We start from the raw sequence: 16,520 nt of genomic DNA on the forward strand, positions 1-16,520 counted from the left end.
CACTGTACAACGAGTTCTCGGGGATGGTCACCAGCCCGACACATTCCCACACCGGAATACGATGTGTCACGGTTTGGTCGCGATCACCTGGAACGGGCCTGGGAGGCGCTGATCCGCCGGTAGCGTCCCGGCATGTCCACTCAGCAGGCACTGACCAGCGTGGACGTCCGGGGGATCATCGCGAAGCGTGACCTGGTCGTCGACCTCATCCGGACGGCATGCGTCGTCCTCGTCGTCTTCGTGCACGTCACGATGGTCGGGATCGCGGCCGACGACGCCGGCATCCGGGTCACGAGCCCACTCCAGGAGCTCGACTGGTACGTCGCGGCGACCTGGGTCGGCCAGGTGATGCCGCTGTTCTTCGTCGTCGGCGGGTTCGCGAGCGCCGTCGGCTGGCGGAGCACGGTCGAGCGCGGTGGGGGCCCTCGCGACTACGTGGCCACGCGGCTGGCGCGGTTGTTCCGCCCGGCGATCCCGCTCTTCCTCGTGTTGGCGACCGGGCTGGGCATCGCGACACTGCTCGGCACCCCGCGTGACCTGCTGTCCGAGGTCGCGTTCGGCATCGGCTCGCCGCTCTGGTTCCTCGCCGCGTACGGCATCACCCAGTGCTGCGTCCCCCTGATGGCGCGGCTGCACGAGCGGGCACCGTGGGCGACGCTCGCCGGACTCCTCGTCCTCGCGGCCGCGGTCGACGGCATCCGACTGGCCACCGGGGTCGCCGACGTCGGGCTCCTCAACCTCGGCCCGGTGTGGCTCTTCGCGCAGCAGCTCGGGTTCCTGTGGGCCGACGGGTGGTTCGCCCGACGCTCGAAGGTGCTGCTGCTCGCCGTCGCCGCGGCCGTCTACGCGGTGCTCGTCCCGATGACCTCGATCGGGCTCTGGGCGCCCGACATGCTGCAGGACCTCAACCCGCCGATGCTGCCGCTCGCGTTCCTGGCCATCGCGCAGGCCTGCCTCGTCCAGCTCGTGCACGCGCCCCTCACCCGGCTGATGCGCACCCGGGCGGCGCAGGGCACCGTCTTCGTGCTCGGGCGCGACGGCATGGCGATCTACCTCTGGCACCTGCCACTGTTCATCGCGCTGAACGGGATCGCCCTGTTCATCGGCGTACCGTTCCCCGACCCGGGATCGGCGACGTGGTGGGCGACCCGGGCGATCGCACTCGTCGTCGTGCTCGCCGCCGCTCTCGGGGTCGCCAGGGGCCTCCGCCGGTTCGACCGCCCGCTCCCCCGGCTGGTCCCCGGTTCTGACCGTCCCGCGTGGCCCGTGATCGCCCTCGCCGTGCTCTGCACGATCGGACCGGCGTTCGCGGTGATGCAGCTGCACCTGTCGTTCTGGCTCGCCGCCGTCGGCGCGGTACTGATCCCGATCGGCGTGTGGTGCCTGTCGCGGACGGTCCCCGCCGTCGGGGTCCGGCGTATCTGAACCGGTTCTCACCGCTTCCGACCGTCCGGGCAGAACGACCGGGTCGAGGATGATCCTGCAGCGCGATCCGCAGGAGGCACCCCACGCCGTCACCGTCCGAGTTCTGGAGCACCTGGCAGTTCGACCCGTTCGCCGCCGCGCTCATCGCGGTCGCGGCGGTCGCGTACGGCTGGTGGGTCGTCACCGCTCGGCGACGCGGCACACGCTGGCCCTGGTGGCGGACGCTGTCGTTCGTGGGGGCACTGGTCCTGTTCGGCATCCTGCAGTTCGGCATCGTCGGCGAGTACGACCAGACACTCCGATGGGCGTTCGTGCTGCGGCTGGCGCTGCTGTTCTTCGCGGTCCCGACGTTCGCCGCGTTCGCCGCGCCGCTCGCGCTGCTCCGGACGGGAGGCCCGACTCACCTCGCCCACGCAGCCTCCGTGGTCATGGGGTCGCGTCCGGTGCGCGTGCTCGGCAACGCGATCGTCTCGCCGCTGGTCGCGCTGGCGCTCTTCTGCGTGCTGCTCACCCCGTTGTCCGCGGCGATCCGCACGTCCCCGGTGTGGGCGGTCGCGATCACGGTGCTCGTGCCGATGCTGGGGTTCGGCCTGCTGGTACCGCTGTCCGAGGCGGGAGTGCTGCGCTCCTCGACGTTCGTCACCGCGGAGTTCCTGCTGGCGTTCGTGGAGCTCATGCTCGACGCGATCCCGGGCATCGTCATGCGGATCACCGACCACGTGCTCGACCGGGCGACCGTGATGGCATCGGATCCGGCCTGGTTCCCGTCCCCGCTCCGAGACCAGCACCTGGCCGGCGACCTGCTCTGGTTCATCGCGGAGATCGCCGACATCCCGGTGCTCATCTCGCTGTTCGTGCGGTGGCAGCGCACCGACCGACGCGAGGCCCGCGCCGTCGACGCGCTCTCCGACGAGGAGATGGACGAGCTCACGCGGGCGCACTTGTCGCGGCGCGGTTGAGCGGGCGCTGAGGAGCGACTGAACCGAGGTCGTACGACAGCGATCCGGTCGTTCGGAGTCGGGAGGGTTGGCGCGTCGGGAGGGTGTGGCTCGTGCACGCGCGCACGACCAAGAGCCCCCGACCGCTGGGCGATCGGGGGCTCTCGGTCGTGCGGGTCAGGCGTCGGCGTGACGACCGTGGTGATCGGCCGAGGCCAGCTCCTCTTCCGGGGTGGTCGGCGCGGGAGCCGCTGCGTGCGACCCGTGCGCGGCGACCGGCTCGGCCTCGGGCTCGGGCTCGGGCTGCGTCGCGACCGCACCGGTCTGGGCCCACGCCACGGTCTGCTTCGGCTTGCCGAGGAACAGCGCCGCGACGATGGCGACCACGAGGACCGCTGCCGGCAGGATGAGCGACTGCCCCATCGCCTTCGAGAACGGGTCGAGCAGGAACGACGGCAGCGTGCCGACCTGCTGCTCGGCGCCGCCCGCCGACGCCCCGCCCGACTGCGCCGGGAAGTTCGCCGTGATGCGGGCCTCGATCAGGGCGGCGATGCCGGCGGAACCGAGCACCGCGCCGATCTGCCGCGTGGTGTTGTAGACGCCGGAACCGGCACCGGCCAGACGCGGCGAGAGGTTGCGCGTCGCGGAGACCGAGAGCGGCCCCCACATGCAGGCGTTCGCGATGCCGAGGAGCGCGCTCGGCAGCAGGATGACCTGCCACCCGGCGTTCGCGGCGACGAGTCCGGCGAACCAGAACAGCCCGCCGGAGAAGCACGCGAGACCGAACGCCGCGACCCAGCGCGGGTTCCAGCGGTTCAGGTTCTTGCCGACGAGCGGTGCGAACGCCGCGGAGATCACGGCCATCGGGACGAGGAGCAGGGCCGCCTGGGTCGGGCTGAACTGCTTGACGTCCTGCGCCCACAACATGAGCGGCAGCGCGAACGAGGAGATCGCGACGCCGACCGCGGTGATGGCGATGTTCGCGAGCGTGAAGTTGCGGTCCTTGAACAGCCCGAGCGGCAGGAGCGGTTCGGTCTTCTGCACGCCCTGCCAGACGACGAAGGCCGCGAGGACGACGATGCCGGCGATGATGAGCGACCAGACCGAGACCGGGCCGGTGATGGTGCCCCAGTCGTAGGTCTCGCCTTCCTGGATGCCGAAGACGAGCAGGAACATGCCGACCGCGGACAGCACGATCCCGAGCACGTCGAAGCGGTGCTGGTGTCGGTCGAACGAGGGCACGAGCCGCTGCGCGAGGACGAAGGCCACGACGCCGACGGGGACGTTCACGAAGAAGATCCACTCCCAGCCGAACCCGTCGACGAGCAGCCCGCCCGCGATCGGTCCGACGAGCGAGGCGATGCCGGCGGTGGCGCCCCAGAGACCCATGGCAGCGCCACGGTTCTGCGGCGGGAACATGCGCGTGATGACGGACATGGTCTGCGGCGTCATCATCGCGGCACCGAGGCCCTGCACGACGCGGGCGACGATCAGCATCTCGATCGAGCCGGACAGGCCGCACCAGAGGCTGGCGAGCGTGAACACGACGAGACCGATCTGGTAGAGCACCTTCGGGCCGAAGCGGTCACCCAGGCGGCCGGTGATGAGCAGCGGCACGGCGTAGGCGAGCAGGTAGGCGCTCGTCACCCAGATGACGGCGTTGATGTCGGCGTCGAGCTTCGCGGCGATGGTGGGGGTCGCGACGGAGACGATCGTCGAGTCGACGAGGATCATGAAGAACCCGACGACGAGGGCCCAGAGCGCTGGCCAGGGCTTCTTCTCGGTCGTGGGCGGGTTCGTTGCGGTGGTCATGCGGAGGGTTCCTTGCTGTGGGGGGAAGTCGTGTCGTCGGGATGGGCAGGGCCGTCCCAGGGGATGTCACCGCTCGCGATGCGTTCGACGGTGGCGGAGAGCCACTCGATCTGCGCGGTGAGCATGGCATGGACGTACGACACGTCCAGCCAGTAGCGCTCGGCCAGTTCACGTCCGTGGACGCGGGCGAGTGCCGTGTCGATGTCGTCGCGCTCGCGTTCGAGGGCGACGACACGGGCCCGCACGGCATCGACCGCCTCCGGGACCGGGAGGTTCTCGAGCTCGGCGAGCGCGAGGTGGAACTCCGGGTACTCGTCCGCGGGCTCCGCCACCATCTGCCGGAGTGATTCGGCGAGCGCGGCGCGGCCGGCGTCGGTGATGGCGTACGTGGTGCGCTCCGGACGGTTGCCCTCGCGCTCGGTCCCGACGGCCTCGGCGTAGCCGAGGTCGGTCAGTCGGCCGACCTGGTGGTAGAGGGTGCCGGGCCGGACCTTCACGTTCCGCTCGTCACCGCGGAAGGTCATGGTCTGGAACATCTCGTAGGGGTGCATCGGCCCCTCGTTGAGGAGCCCGAGCGCGGCGAACGCGAGGGGCGTGAGCGACGGCATCCGAGCCTCCAGACCGGTGTTCCATGCGGACTATTCGACTTGGAATATACGCCTTGGAGGAGTTCTCCACAACCCGGTCCGGCGCGCCGCGCGCGCCGCATAGACTGGTCGGGTCCCACCCGACCCCCCGTGCTGGAGTGAACACGTGCCAACGATCGTCGTCGAGGTCATGCCGAAGGCCGAGATCCTCGACCCCCAGGGCAAGGCGGTGGGCAACGCCCTCGCCCGCCTCGGCAAGAACGACCTCACCAACGTCCGCATCGGCAAGCGATTCGAGGTGACCGTCGACGGCCCCGTCGACGACGCCAAGCTCGCCGAGGTCCGCGAGATCGCGGCCGACATCTTCTCGAACGCCGTGATCGAAGACGTCGTCTCGGTCAGCGTCGCCGACGCGGAGTGACCTCCATGCGCATCGGAGTCATCACGTTCCCCGGTTCGCTCGACGACCGCGACGCCCAGCGCGCGGTCCGTCTCGCCGGAGCCGACCCCGTCGCGCTCTGGCACGGCGACCACGACCTGCAGGGCGTCGACGCCATCGTGCTCCCCGGCGGGTTCTCGTACGGCGACTACCTCCGTGCCGGCGCGATCGCGGCGAAGGCCCCGATCATGGCCGAGGTCATCGACGCCGCCGGCAAGGGCATGCCCGTGCTCGGCATCTGCAACGGCTTCCAGATGCTCGCCGAGGCCCGCCTGGTCCCCGGCGCGCACACGCGCAACGCGCACCAGCAGTTCATCCGTCGCGACCAGAAGCTCCGCGTCGTGAACGCGGACACCGCGTGGACGTCCGGCTTCGCCGCGCAGCAGGAGATCACCATCCCGCTGAAGAACGCCGACGGCCGCTTCGTCGCCGACGCCGACGAGATCAAGCGCATCGAGGACAACGGCCAGGTCGTGTTCCGCTACGTCGGCGTCAACCCGAACGGGTCCATCGACGACATCGCGGGCGTCTCCAACGAGCGCGGCAACGTCGTCGGCCTGATGCCCCACCCCGAGCACGCGGCGGAGCCCGGGTTCGGCCCGGACACCCCCGCGGCGATGGCCTCCGGCACGGACGGCCTCACCTTCTTCACCTCCGTGATCGAGTCGACGCTCGTCAAGTGACGGCACCGACCGACGTGACCGACTCCACTGCAGCAGGGAACGACAACACCGTGACGACCTTCGTGCGCCCCAAGCCCGACACCGTCCAGAACGCCGCCGCGACGCCGGACAAGGACCAGCCGTACGAGGCCCTCGGGCTCAAGGCGGACGAGTACGCCAAGATCCGCGAGATCCTCGGCCGCCGCCCCACCTCGGGTGAGCTGGCGATGTACTCCGTGATGTGGTCGGAGCACTGCTCGTACAAGTCGAGCAAGAACTACCTCCGGCAGTTCGGCAAGAAGGTCACGCCGGAGATGACCAAGAACCTGATGGTCGGCATGGGCGAGAACGCCGGGGTCGTCGACGTGGGCAACGGCTGGGCGGTGACCTTCAAGGTCGAGTCGCACAACCACCCGTCCTACGTGGAGCCCTACCAGGGCGCTGCCACCGGTGTCGGCGGCATCGTCCGCGACATCATCTCGATGGGTGCCCGTCCGGTCGCCGTCATGGACCAGCTCCGCTTCGGAGCCATCGAGCACGAGGACACGGCGCGCGTCGTGCACGGCGTCGTCGGCGGTATCTCGTTCTACGGCAACTGCCTCGGCCTGCCGAACATCGGCGGCGAGACCTACTTCGACTCCGTGTACCAGGGCAACCCGCTCGTCAACGCCCTCGCGGTCGGCGTCCTCCGGCACGAGGACCTGCACCTCGCGAACGCGTCGGGTGCCGGCAACAAGGTCGTCCTATTCGGTGCCCGCACGGGTGGCGACGGCATCGGCGGCGCGTCGATCCTGGCGTCCGACACCTTCACCGAGGGCGGTCCGACGAAGCGTCCGGCGGTCCAGGTGGGGGACCCGTTCGCCGAGAAGGTCCTCATCGAGTGCTGCCTCGAGCTGTTCCAGAAGGAGCTCGTCGAGGGCATCCAGGACCTCGGCGCCGCGGGCATCTCGTGCGCCACGTCCGAACTCGCCAGCAACGGCGACGGCGGCATGCACATCTCGCTCGACGACGTCCTGCTCCGCGACCCCACGCTCACGGCAGAGGAGATCCTCATGTCGGAGAGCCAGGAGCGCATGATGGCGGTCGTGACCCCCGAGAAGCTCGACGCCTTCCTGGCGGTCGTGGACAAGTGGGAGGTCGAGACCAGCGTCCTCGGCGAGGTCACCGGCACCGGCCGCCTGGTCATCGACTGGCAGGGCCAGGAGATCGTCAACGTCGACCCGCGCACCGTCGCGGTCGACGGCCCGGTCTACGACCGCCCGGTCGCGTACCCGACCTGGATCGACGCGCTGCAGGCCGACTCGGCGTCCGCGCTCGACCGCCCGGACACCGGGCCCGCGCTGAAGGCCCAGTTCCTGCAGCTCCTCGGCTCGCCGAACCTGTCCTCGAAGAACTGGGTCACCAACCAGTACGACACCTACGTGCTCGGCAACACCGCGCTCTCCTTCCCCGACGACGGTGGCATGATCCGCGTCGACGAGGAGACCGGGCTCGGTGTGGCCATCGCGACGGACGCCAACGGCCGCTACTGCCAGCTCGACCCGAAGCAGGGCGCCCGTCTGGCCCTCGCCGAGGCGTACCGGAACGTCGCGGTCACCGGCGCGGTGCCTGCTGCCGTCACCGACTGCCTGAACTTCGGCTCCCCGGAGAACCCCGAGGTCATGTGGCAGTTCTCCGAGGCGGTGGAGGGCCTGGCCGACGGCTGCATGGAGCTCGGCATCCCGGTCACCGGCGGCAACGTCTCGTTCTACAACCAGACCGGCACCACCCCGATCCACCCGACCCCGGTCGTCGGTGTCCTCGGGATCATCGACGACGTCGCGCTCCGCGTGCCGTCCGGCTGGCAGGACGACGGTCACAACATCTACCTGCTCGGCACCACGAGCCTCGAGCTCGACGGCTCCGCGTGGGCCGGCACGGTGCACGGACACCTCGGCGGACGTCCCCCCGCGGTCGACCTCGGCCGCGAGAAGGCCCTCGCCGAGCTCCTCCGCGCCGCCTCGGACGAGCAGCTGCTCACGAGCGCGCACGACCTGGCGGACGGCGGCCTCGGCCAGTCCCTCGCCGAGTCGGTGCTCCGCTTCGGCGTCGGTGCCCGGGTCGTGCTCGACGAGCTGCAGGAGCGCGACGGGGTCGACACCGCGACGGCGCTGTTCTCGGAGTCGACCGGTCGCGTCATCGTGACCGTCCGGCGCGAGGACGACGTCCGCTTCCAGGGCCTCTGCAACGGTCGGGGCTTCCCGGTCCTGCGCATCGGCGTGACGGACGGCGCCTCGCAGTCGCTCGAGGTCCAGGGCGCGTTCGAGGCTTCCGTGGACGAGCTCCGCGGCACGCACGGTGCGACCCTGCCGACCCGCTTCGGCGACGTGATCGAGGAGACCGTGACCGAAGGCGTCCTGGGCCGCGGCCCACTGGCGTCCGACGGCACCTTCTCGCCGCGCACCGACGGCTGATCCGCACGCCGTGAGCGCCGATCCGCACGCCGAGCACGCCGTACCCGGCAACCGCATCGTCACGCTGCCCTTCGCCGAGCTCGTCGACCGCTTCGGCCCCGTGCCGGACGGCATCGAGCTGGACGTGTGGGACCTGGAAGCGCCGTACCCCCGCGCGGACGAGGTCGCCATCACGTTCCTGCCGTTCTACTTCCAGGGACGGCACCGGTGGCAGTACGTCCACGACCTGCCGAACCTCGAACTGCTGCAGCTGCCGAGCGCCGGGTACGAGCACGCCGTGCCACACGTGCCCGGCCATGCCCTGCTGGCGAACGGTCGCGGGATCCACGACGACGAGACGGCAGAGCTCGCCGTCGGGCTGGCGCTGACGGCCCTGCGGGAGATCGGGCAGTTCCAGTTCGACCGCGCCAACGGCGTCTGGGACGCCCGGCAGACGCGGTCGTTGGCAGATCGACGCGTGACGGTCGTCGGCTACGGCGCCATCGGCAGCGCGATCGCGACCCGCTTCGAGGCGTTCAAGACCGACGTCACGGTGGTCGCCCGCACCGCCCGCGAGCAGGACGGCCGGCAGGTGCACGCCTTCGGCGACCTGCCGGAGATCGCCAGGACCACCGACGTCCTCGTGCTCATCGCCCCGCTGACCGACGAGACCGAACGGCTCGTCGACGCCGACCTGCTCGCAGCACTGCCGGACGGTGCACTCGTGGTCAACGTGGCACGGGGCAAGGTCGTCGACACCGACGCGCTGGTCGCCGAGCTCACGAGCGGCCGGCTGTCCGCCGGACTCGACGTCACCGACCCCGAGCCACTCCCCGAGGGGCACGCGCTCTGGACGACGCCGAACACGGTCCTCACGCCGCACGTCGGAGGCAACACGGACCTCAGCGTGCCGCGGTCGATCGAGCTCATGCGCCGTCAGGTGGCAGCGCTGGCCGAGGGCCGCACGTTCGAGAACCTCATCGAGGTCTGAGGCGCGGAGCGAGCGCTACAGCGGGATGATGCACGCGGGGCTGCCGACGGCGATCTGACCGGCGGGCTCCCCCACGACGCCGTCGTCGCCGAGTGGCAGGACGGCGATCGCGTCGGACATCTGGTTGGCGACGAGCAGGTACCCGGGCACCCGGGCGAAGTGTCGCGGCCAGACTCCGCCGCACGACCCCGACCCCACGACGGACAGGCCTCCGTCCGCCGCGGACAGCGTGACGATCAGGTCACGCCCGCGGACGGCGACGAGCACGAGACCCGACTCGTCGACCTCGATGTGGCTGAGGAGCGACTCCCCCACGTCCCCCTCGAACGTCGCGGCCGAGGCGATCACGCGGAACGACCCGGACTCGTCACGGCGCAGCCGGTGCACCGACGCGTCGAGCTCTCCGGCGACGATGAGGTCGCCGTCGTACCAGGCCATGTGCCGCGGGCCGACGCCGGGCGCCACGTGGTGCACCCGCACCAGATCCAGCGACAAGGAGGCGGACGCAGCCACCACCCGGAACTCGTGCAGGGCGTCCCCGCCGAGATCCGCGACGAGCAGCGTGCCGTCCGGCGTCGCGACCGACTGGTGGGCGTGCGGCCCTTCCTGGCGGTCCTCGACGGGCCCCGTGACGTCGGGCAGCACTGCGGTCGCGACGGCAGCGGACGGCACGACGACGGTGTCACCGGCTCCGTGGACCGCCGTCCCGACGACCCCGTCGCTCGCGAGCACGGACGCGGCGAGCGACTCGGCCGCGGCCAGGGACACCGCGGTCACGGTGCCGGAGACGTAGTTCGTGACGACGAGCGCACCGGACGGGTCGACCCGCACGTGGCACGGCGCGTCGCCACCGGACGGCGCGTCCCAGAGGTGCTCGAGCGTGCTCCCGGCGCGACGGAACGCACTGACGGACCCGTCGGCGGTCTCGGACACGGCGTAGACCCGGTCCCCCGAGACGGCGAGGAACGACGGGTCGTCGAGCACGGCGACGGTCGACGCCACACCGGACTCGACGAACGAGATCCCGGTCGCGGTGCCACCCCCGGTTGCCGTGTACGAGCCGACCAGCAGTGACGGGAGTCCGGGGACCGTCACGCCTCTTCCCCGGCGATCTGCTCGTGGTGGTGGATGACCTCGGCGACGATGAAGTTCAGGAACTTCTCCGCGAAGGCCGGGTCGAGGTGCGACTCCGCCGCGAGCGACCGCAGTCGTGCGACCTGGATCTGCTCGCGCGCCGGGTCGGCCGCCGGCATGCCGGCGCTGGCCTTGAGGTACCCCACGCGCTGCGTGTACTTGAAGCGTTCGGCGAGCATGTGGATGACGGCGGCGTCGATGTTGTCGATGCTCTGCCGGATGCTCTGCAGTTCAGCCACGGCCGCTTCGTCGTACTCGCTCATGTCCCGAGCCTAACGGCCGGACCCTGGCCACCAGGTGTCGGTTACGTCGGGAGCGCGGAGACTGGGACAATGGAGTCCATGTCGGTCCTCCTCGTCATCTCGTGCGTGTTCGCGATCCTCGCCGGACTGCTCCACGTCTACATCTTCTTCATGGAGTCGATCGCCTGGACGAGCCCCCGCGTCCGCAAGACGTTCGGCATCGCCTCGGACGCCGAGGCCCGGGCCACCCGCTCCCTCGCCTTCAACCAGGGCTTCTACAACCTGTTCCTGGCGATCGGCGCGATCCTCGGTGTCGTCTTCGCGTTCGCGGGCAACGACTCGACCGGGTGGACGCTCATCGTGTTCGCGACCGCGAGCATGCTCGGCGCCGCGGTGGTCCTCGTCGGGACCGGCCGCCGCTACCTCAACTCCGCGTTCGTGCAAGGGTCCTTCCCGCTCATCGCCCTGCTCTTCGCCTTCCTCGGCTCGATGTTCGCCGGCTGACCCCAGCAGCACCGGTCCGGCTGCCCCCAGCAGCGCCGGTCCGCCTGCCCCCGGCAGCACCGGTCCGGCAGACCGCCGGCCGCAACGCACTGGAGGCCCGACCCGCCATCCGCGGACCGCATGCGGTCTCGAGGTGGCGAGTCGGGCCTCCAGTCCGCTCGGCGCGGAGGCGCCAGCGGGAGATCAGCCCAGCTTTGACTCGAACTGGTCCGGCAGCCGCTTGAGCGCCCACTCGATGGCTGCGGTGGTCCCCATCGAGAACGCCGACGACACGTCCTTGTCGTCGAAGACGATGTAATGCCCGGCCTCGACCGACGGCACCTTCTGGAACAGCGGGTCGGACTCGGCAGCGGAGGCCTCGACGTAGATCGGCAGGATCACGGTCAGGTCGGCGTCGAGCAGGTCGAGGTTCTCGTTCGACAGGTGCACCGAGAACTCCTTGCCGGCTTCCTTGTCGATGCGGGCCGGGATCGTGAACCCGAGCTCCTGCATGAACTGCGCGCGGCTGTCGGCCGAGGCGTAGGCGCCGAAGCCCTCGGACGTGTACGCGCCGATGACGGCGGTCTTGCCCGCGAAGTCGGGGTGGGCCTTGCGTGCGGCGGCGTAGGCGGAGTCGACGCCGGCGAGCAGCTTCTTGCCCTCGGCCTCCTTGCCGAGCGCCTTCGCGATCATCGTGGTCTGCTGCTTGGTCGACGCCAGGTAGTTCGACGCGCCCTTCGGGATCGCCACGGTCGGCGCGATCGCGGACAGCTTGTCATACCGGTCCTTGTCGCCCGAGGACTTCACGTCGAGGATCACGTCCGGCTTGAGCTTGAGGATGTCCTCGTAGCTCGGCTCCAGCGTGTTGATGATCTTCGGGGACTTGTCGTACGCGCCCTTGAGCCACGGCCCGACACCGTCGCCGCCGAACGCCAGCCAGTCGCTCGCGCCGACGGGCTGCACGCCGAGCTCGAGTGCTGTCTCCGCGTCGCCCCAGCCGAGGGCGACGACGCGCTTCGGCTGCGACGTGATGGTCGTCGTGCCGAGGCCGGTCGTGATCGACACCGGGAAGGCGCCGTCGCCGGACGAGCCGGAGGAGGACGAGTCGGACGGGCTGCCGCCGGCGCATCCGGCGAGGACGAGCGAGGCGGCCACGACGGCACCGGCCGCGGCGAGGACGCGACGGAAGCGCTGCTTGGGGAGGGAGGATCGGATCACGTAGGTAAGGCTACCCTAATACGGCGCGACACTAGGCTGGCGATGTGGCTCTCTCGTTCCCCGACCCCGCCCGCACGCACCTCGCGGTGCTCGGCTCGCCGATCGCGCACTCCCTCTCGCCCACGTTGCACACAGCGGCCTACGACGTGCTCGGGGTGCCGTTCACGTACGGGAGGCACGAGGTCACGTCCGGCGGACTGGACGCGTTCGTCGCGGGGCTGGGTCCGGAGCAGCGCGGGCTGAGCCTGACGATGCCCCTCAAGCGCGAGGTCCTGCCGATGCTCGATCGCACGACGGCGCTCGTCGACGAGCTCGGCGTGGCGAACACCCTGGCGTTCCGGGAGGAGGGCGGCCGGGTCGTCCGCGCGGGTGCGAACACCGACGTCGAGGGGATCGTCCGCCCGGTCGAGGCGCTCGGGCACGTCCCCGGCGAGGCCACGATCCTCGGCGGCGGCGCCACCGCTGCGAGTGCGCTCACGGCGTCGTTGCGACTCGGTGCCCGGCTCGTCCGGGTGTTCCTCCGCGACACCGCAAGGGCGCGGGACCTCGTGGGACTCGCCACGCGACTCGGTGTCTCGCTCGAGGTCCACCCCCTGGCAGACCTGGACCAGGCGGGGCCGCTCGGCTTCGTCGTGTCGACGCTTCCCGGCGGTGCCGCGGATTCGTTGCCGCTCGTGCCGTCCGGTCCCGACGCGCTGCTGTTCGACGTCGCGTATGAGCCGTGGCCGACCGCTGCCGCGTCGCGCTGGGAGGCCGCCGGCGGTCGTGTGCTGAACGGCCTCGACATGCTGACGGAGCAGGCCATCGGCCAGATCCGGTTCTTCCTGACCGGGGACGAGGACGAGCTCCTGCCGTCCGAGGCACTCGTCCGGCGAGCGATGCGCACGGCGGTGGGCCTGCCGTCGACGATCGGGGCCTAGCCCCCGGCGATCACGCCGTCCACGTAGAACCAGCGGCCCTGCTCACGGACGAAGTCGCTGGCTTCCTCGAGCGTCCCGCGCTCGTGCTCGGAACGCCACCACGCGCGAAAGGTGACCTGTCCGCGGGAGTCGAACGGGCCTCCGTCCCGGGTCGACAGGATGTCGAGCCTGGTCCACCGCTGGTCCTCGTCGAGCTCGAGCGATCCCGGACGTGTGCTCGGGTGCCACGACAGGAGCAGGTACTCCGGCAGCCCGAGCGCGAAGGCGGAGAAGCGCGAGCGCATGAGTCGCTCGGCCGTCGGCGCTGCTGCACCTGCGTGCAGGGGTCCGCAGCACTCGCCGTAGGGGTTGCCGCTCAGGCACGGGCAGCGCGACTCATCCATGTCAGTCGACGAGGGAGAGCGTCACGGTGATGTTGCCGCGGGTGGCGTTCGAGTACGGGCAGATCTCGTGCGCCCGCTCCGCCAGTCGCTGCCGCGCGGCGCCGTCGACCGCCGGCGCGTAGATGTCGAGCTCCACCGCGAGCCCGAACCCGCCGCTCCCGTTCCCGCCGATGCCGACCTCGGCCGAGACCTCGGCGTCCGTGGTGTCGAGCGACAGCTCGCGACCCGCCGCGTGCAGCGCACCGAGGAAGCACGCCGCGTACCCGGCGGCGAAGAGCTGCTCCGGGTTGGTGCCCTCGCCGCTGCCGCCCATCTCCTTCGGCGGACGCGTGTCCAGGTCGAGCCGGTCGTCCTCGCTGCGGACGTGCCCGTCGCGGCCGCCCCCGGAGGCGTGGGCGACGGCGGTGTAGACGATGTCGAGACTCATGGCAGCAGGTGACCGCTCCAGTCTGGACGATTCCTGACGAGCGGCTCCACTCCGGGGACCGCACCCGTCGAGCGCGCGCCGACTCGGGCGTGTCCGAGCGATCCTCGGGGGCACCGAGTAGAACGGACGGCGTGTTCCGACTCGGATGGCAGGCTTACCGCGCCCACTTCGGTGACGCCGTGTCCGTCGTCAAGGTCCGTCGGGCGCTCGTGCTCGGTGCCGTCTCCACGGTCGTCGCCGCCGCGGTGATGACCGGGCTCGATCTCGCGTTCGACTGGACCGGCCCCGGTGCTGGTCGCGCGACGCTGGCTGTCGCGCTGCTGTCCCTCGGCGTCGGACTCGTCGCCGTAACCTGCTGCCCGATCGGCCGGCCGCTCGACCCCGCCGCGACGATCAACGGCCGGCAGGTCCGACCGGACACCGCTCGCACGGTCCGCGGCAGCGTCCAGCGGTACCTCGTCCGGACGATGCCCGCGATGCGTCCGGAGGACCGGGAGGCGGTGCTCACCGACACGCTGCTGTACCGCCGTGGCGTGATCAAGGACGTCGCCCAGTGGACACCGCTCGTCGTCATCGGGCTGCTCGCGAGCCTCGCTGCACTGCTGCTCGGGACGTTCTCCGAGGTCGTCCCGCTGTGGTTCGTCCTCTACGCGAGCAACATCGCCACTTGGCTGCACCGGCTGGGACGCGCCGAGCGTGCACGCGCGGTCGCCGAGACGCTCGCCCCGACCCGCGAGCCCGCATGAGCCCGCACTCCCTCGGGTGGTCGGTCTTCCGAGCGAACGTCGGTCGGGCGATCCCCGCGGACCGCCGCCGCCGGATGGTGCTCGTCGGCGTGCTGACCGCTGTGGCCGCATCGGCCGTGCTCGTCGTCGTCGGCTCGGTCGTCCCGTGGCCGAACCTCCACGGACCTCTTGCCTGGGTCGGCGCAGCGCTGCTCGCCCTCGCGGCAGGTGCCGTCGGCGCGGCAGTCGTCCCGCTCCGACCCCGAGCGGCCGACGGCACGCGCCTGTACTGGTCGGGGTCGCAGATGGCGGCTCCGGACCCGATCGAGCGGTACTTCCGCGCGAAGAGCGCTCCGACGATCGACCCGCGTGACCGGGACGGCGTGCTCCGTGACGCCGAGGCGGTGCGCGCCGGGATGGTGCCCGATGTGTTCCGCGGCCTGGTCCTCACGGCGGTGGCGGTGCTCGTGTTCGGAGCGCTCCTCCTGCTGGACGCCGCGGTGGTCTTCCCCGTCTGGCTCGGTGTCCTCAGCGCTGGCCGCACCGTGGCGAACGTCATCCGGCTCGGCAGGGTCGAGCGGGCCAGGGCCCTCGCGGCGACCCTCCCCGATGCCCCGCCCACCCCGGCGAAGCCGGCAGAGCGCCGACGCGCCCCGAACGGCTCGAAGATCCGTCTGCCCGGCGACTGACGTCCGCGGACGCAGGCATCGAGGGAACAGAAATCGTCGGGTGGGCGCGCCCGACCCGACGATTTCTGTTCCCTCGATGGGGAGGAGGGCGTGGGCGTGGGGGCGTGGGGGCGCGTGGGCGTGGGCGTGGGGGCGTGGGGGCGCGTGGGCGCGGGCGCACTGTCGGGGGCGCGGGGCAGACTGGGCGCATGTGTGGCCGCTTCGTCGTCTCCGACACCACCGCCGACCTGCTCCCCGAGCTCATCGGTGAGCTCGCCGATCGCACCGAACACGTCGACGAGGACACGGGCGTCGTCAGCACCGGGCTCGTCCCGAGCTGGAACGTCGCCCCGACCGACCCGGTCTTCGCGGTCCGGCAGCGCCACGGCGAACGCGAACTCCCGCAGATCAGCTGGGGCTTCGTGCCGAGCTGGGCGAAGGACTTCGTCAAGCAGCGCCCGAAGCCGATCAACGCCCGCATCGAGACGGTGGCGACGAGCGGGATGTTCAAGCGGGCGTTCGCCACGAACCGGTGCATCGTCCCCGCGCAGGGCTACTACGAGTGGGTCGTACGCGAGGACGGCAAGGAACCCCACTTCGTGCACGAACCCGGTGGCGCGCTGGCGATGGCCGGTGTCGTGAGCGCCTGGCCGGACCCGACCAAGCCCGAGGGCGACCCGGACAAGTGGAGGCTATCGCTGGCGATCATCACGCGGGACGCCCACGTGGCTCCTGGCGAGGTGCACGACCGCATGCCGGCGTTCCTCACGCCCGACGGCTACGACGACTGGCTCGGTGGCGACCTGCACACCGACGACCTGCTGTCGCTGCTCGACCACGAGTCGCTCGCGGTCGCGGCGGGCCTCGAGCAGTACGAGGTCTCGCGCACGGTCAACAGCGTGAAGAACAACGGCCCGGAGCTCATCGAGCCCGTCGCCTGACCGCAGCCGTCGCGCCCGGCGCGACCACGGACCACGCAACGGGAGGCCCGGATCACGTCCGCCGTGTGGCGGACGCGACCCGGGCCTCCCGTC

The 16,520-nt window shown here is 71.0% G+C and carries 18 protein-coding genes; 11 read left to right on the plus strand and 7 right to left on the minus strand.

What is annotated here, in order from left to right; translation table 11 throughout:
* Positions 1 to 132: 132 nt before the first annotated feature.
* Complete coding sequence (locus ACO0E1_RS05215; RefSeq protein ID WP_422873219.1) at positions 133 to 1,425, plus strand: acyltransferase family protein; 1,293 nt, start codon at positions 133 to 135, stop codon at positions 1,423 to 1,425.
* 143 nt (positions 1,426 to 1,568) lie between these two features.
* Entirely contained in the window at positions 1,569 to 2,384 is an 816-nt protein-coding gene (locus ACO0E1_RS05220) for a cytochrome c oxidase assembly protein (RefSeq protein ID WP_422873457.1), read from the plus strand.
* Positions 2,385 to 2,540: 156 nt separating this feature from the next.
* Here ACO0E1_RS05220 and ACO0E1_RS05225 read toward each other — a convergent pair whose 3' ends face one another.
* Together ACO0E1_RS05225 and ACO0E1_RS05230 are read right to left on the minus strand one after the other, a co-directional pair.
* Entirely contained in the window at positions 2,541 to 4,175 is a 1,635-nt protein-coding gene (locus ACO0E1_RS05225; protein ID WP_422873220.1) for a DHA2 family efflux MFS transporter permease subunit, read from the minus strand.
* On the minus strand, positions 4,172 to 4,783 hold the full coding sequence (locus ACO0E1_RS05230) for a PadR family transcriptional regulator (RefSeq protein ID WP_422873221.1): 612 nt from the start codon (positions 4,781 to 4,783) through the stop codon (positions 4,172 to 4,174). Before ACO0E1_RS05230 ends, ACO0E1_RS05225 begins: the two co-directional genes overlap by 4 nt.
* A gap of 145 nt (positions 4,784 to 4,928) precedes the next feature.
* On the opposite strand from ACO0E1_RS05230, the gene purS reads away from it, so the two are divergent.
* From purS to ACO0E1_RS05250, 4 genes are read left to right on the plus strand one after another with little or no spacing between them, the layout of a single operon-like run.
* Positions 4,929 to 5,183, plus strand: a complete 255-nt coding sequence (gene purS / locus ACO0E1_RS05235; protein ID WP_123654421.1) for a phosphoribosylformylglycinamidine synthase subunit PurS — start codon at positions 4,929 to 4,931, stop codon at positions 5,181 to 5,183.
* 5 nt (positions 5,184 to 5,188) lie between these two features.
* Complete coding sequence (purQ, locus tag ACO0E1_RS05240; protein ID WP_422873222.1) at positions 5,189 to 5,884, plus strand: phosphoribosylformylglycinamidine synthase subunit PurQ; 696 nt, start codon at positions 5,189 to 5,191, stop codon at positions 5,882 to 5,884.
* A 50-nt stretch (positions 5,885 to 5,934) separates the two neighbouring features.
* On the plus strand, positions 5,935 to 8,316 hold the full coding sequence (gene purL, locus ACO0E1_RS05245) for a phosphoribosylformylglycinamidine synthase subunit PurL (protein WP_422873458.1): 2,382 nt from the start codon (positions 5,935 to 5,937) through the stop codon (positions 8,314 to 8,316).
* A 10-nt stretch (positions 8,317 to 8,326) separates the two neighbouring features.
* Positions 8,327 to 9,286, plus strand: coding sequence for a 2-hydroxyacid dehydrogenase (locus ACO0E1_RS05250; protein WP_422873223.1), 960 nt, complete (start codon positions 8,327 to 8,329; stop codon positions 9,284 to 9,286).
* 15 nt (positions 9,287 to 9,301) lie between these two features.
* Here ACO0E1_RS05250 and ACO0E1_RS05255 read toward each other — a convergent pair whose 3' ends face one another.
* Together ACO0E1_RS05255 and ACO0E1_RS05260 are read right to left on the minus strand one after the other, a co-directional pair.
* Complete coding sequence (locus ACO0E1_RS05255; RefSeq protein WP_422873224.1) at positions 9,302 to 10,381, minus strand: lactonase family protein; 1,080 nt, start codon at positions 10,379 to 10,381, stop codon at positions 9,302 to 9,304.
* Complete coding sequence (locus ACO0E1_RS05260; RefSeq protein ID WP_422873225.1) at positions 10,378 to 10,683, minus strand: chorismate mutase; 306 nt, start codon at positions 10,681 to 10,683, stop codon at positions 10,378 to 10,380. The genes ACO0E1_RS05255 and ACO0E1_RS05260 overlap by 4 nt, the downstream gene beginning before the upstream one ends.
* Positions 10,684 to 10,761: 78 nt before the next feature.
* Here ACO0E1_RS05260 and ACO0E1_RS05265 point away from each other — a divergent pair, with 78 nt between their 5' ends.
* A complete protein-coding gene (locus tag ACO0E1_RS05265; RefSeq protein WP_422873226.1) occupies positions 10,762 to 11,166 on the plus strand; it encodes a DUF1304 domain-containing protein in 405 nt (134 codons plus the stop codon).
* Positions 11,167 to 11,349: 183 nt separating this feature from the next.
* On the opposite strand, the gene ACO0E1_RS05270 is transcribed toward ACO0E1_RS05265, so the two are convergent.
* Positions 11,350 to 12,363, minus strand: coding sequence for an iron-siderophore ABC transporter substrate-binding protein (locus tag ACO0E1_RS05270; protein WP_422873227.1), 1,014 nt, complete (start codon positions 12,361 to 12,363; stop codon positions 11,350 to 11,352).
* 44 nt (positions 12,364 to 12,407) lie between these two features.
* Here ACO0E1_RS05270 and ACO0E1_RS05275 point away from each other — a divergent pair, with 44 nt between their 5' ends.
* A complete protein-coding gene (locus ACO0E1_RS05275) occupies positions 12,408 to 13,283 on the plus strand; it encodes a shikimate dehydrogenase family protein (protein WP_422873228.1) in 876 nt (291 codons plus the stop codon).
* On the opposite strand, the gene ACO0E1_RS05280 is transcribed toward ACO0E1_RS05275, so the two are convergent.
* Together ACO0E1_RS05280 and ACO0E1_RS05285 are read right to left on the minus strand one after the other, a co-directional pair.
* A complete protein-coding gene (locus ACO0E1_RS05280) occupies positions 13,280 to 13,666 on the minus strand; it encodes a YchJ family protein (protein ID WP_422873229.1) in 387 nt (128 codons plus the stop codon). The two genes, ACO0E1_RS05275 and ACO0E1_RS05280, sit on opposite strands and share 4 nt — an antisense overlap.
* A 1-nt stretch (position 13,667) precedes the next feature.
* Complete coding sequence (locus ACO0E1_RS05285; protein ID WP_422873230.1) at positions 13,668 to 14,093, minus strand: organic hydroperoxide resistance protein; 426 nt, start codon at positions 14,091 to 14,093, stop codon at positions 13,668 to 13,670.
* Between the two features lie 131 nt (positions 14,094 to 14,224).
* On the opposite strand from ACO0E1_RS05285, the gene ACO0E1_RS05290 reads away from it, so the two are divergent.
* The 3 genes from ACO0E1_RS05290 (at position 14,225) to ACO0E1_RS05300 (ending at position 16,427) form a co-directional block, all read left to right on the plus strand.
* Positions 14,225 to 14,839: a hypothetical protein gene (locus ACO0E1_RS05290; protein ID WP_422873231.1), complete on the plus strand. Its 615-nt coding sequence runs from the start codon at positions 14,225 to 14,227 to the stop codon at positions 14,837 to 14,839.
* Positions 14,836 to 15,507: a hypothetical protein gene (locus ACO0E1_RS05295; protein ID WP_422873232.1), complete on the plus strand. Its 672-nt coding sequence runs from the start codon at positions 14,836 to 14,838 to the stop codon at positions 15,505 to 15,507. The genes ACO0E1_RS05290 and ACO0E1_RS05295 overlap by 4 nt, the downstream gene beginning before the upstream one ends.
* A gap of 188 nt (positions 15,508 to 15,695) precedes the next feature.
* The gene (locus ACO0E1_RS05300) at positions 15,696 to 16,427 is read left to right on the plus strand and encodes an SOS response-associated peptidase (RefSeq protein ID WP_422873233.1); all 732 of its coding nucleotides are present in this window, start codon (positions 15,696 to 15,698) and stop codon (positions 16,425 to 16,427) included.
* The last annotated feature ends 93 nt before the right edge of the window (positions 16,428 to 16,520 follow it).

Source organism: Curtobacterium guangdongense (assembly GCF_049341845.1).
GTDB classification, from domain to species: Bacteria; Actinomycetota; Actinomycetes; order Actinomycetales; family Microbacteriaceae; genus Curtobacterium; species Curtobacterium guangdongense.

Excerpts from the sequence above, each read along its gene's own strand:
- ACO0E1_RS05295 (WP_422873232.1), top strand. The coding sequence starts at position 14,836 with ATGAGCCCGCACTCCCTCGGGTGGTCGGTCTTCCGAGCGAACGTCGGT.
- purQ (WP_422873222.1), top strand. The coding sequence starts at position 5,189 with ATGCGCATCGGAGTCATCACGTTCCCCGGTTCGCTCGACGACCGCGAC.
- ACO0E1_RS05260 (WP_422873225.1), bottom strand. The coding sequence starts at position 10,683 with ATGAGCGAGTACGACGAAGCGGCCGTGGCTGAACTGCAGAGCATCCGG.
- ACO0E1_RS05225 (WP_422873220.1), bottom strand. The coding sequence starts at position 4,175 with ATGACCACCGCAACGAACCCGCCCACGACCGAGAAGAAGCCCTGGCCA.
- ACO0E1_RS05215 (WP_422873219.1), top strand. The coding sequence starts at position 133 with ATGTCCACTCAGCAGGCACTGACCAGCGTGGACGTCCGGGGGATCATC.
- ACO0E1_RS05265 (WP_422873226.1), top strand. The coding sequence starts at position 10,762 with ATGTCGGTCCTCCTCGTCATCTCGTGCGTGTTCGCGATCCTCGCCGGA.
- ACO0E1_RS05230 (WP_422873221.1), bottom strand. The coding sequence starts at position 4,783 with ATGCCGTCGCTCACGCCCCTCGCGTTCGCCGCGCTCGGGCTCCTCAAC.
- ACO0E1_RS05285 (WP_422873230.1), bottom strand. The coding sequence starts at position 14,093 with ATGAGTCTCGACATCGTCTACACCGCCGTCGCCCACGCCTCCGGGGGC.
- ACO0E1_RS05280 (WP_422873229.1), bottom strand. The coding sequence starts at position 13,666 with ATGGATGAGTCGCGCTGCCCGTGCCTGAGCGGCAACCCCTACGGCGAG.
- ACO0E1_RS05300 (WP_422873233.1), top strand. The coding sequence starts at position 15,696 with ATGTGTGGCCGCTTCGTCGTCTCCGACACCACCGCCGACCTGCTCCCC.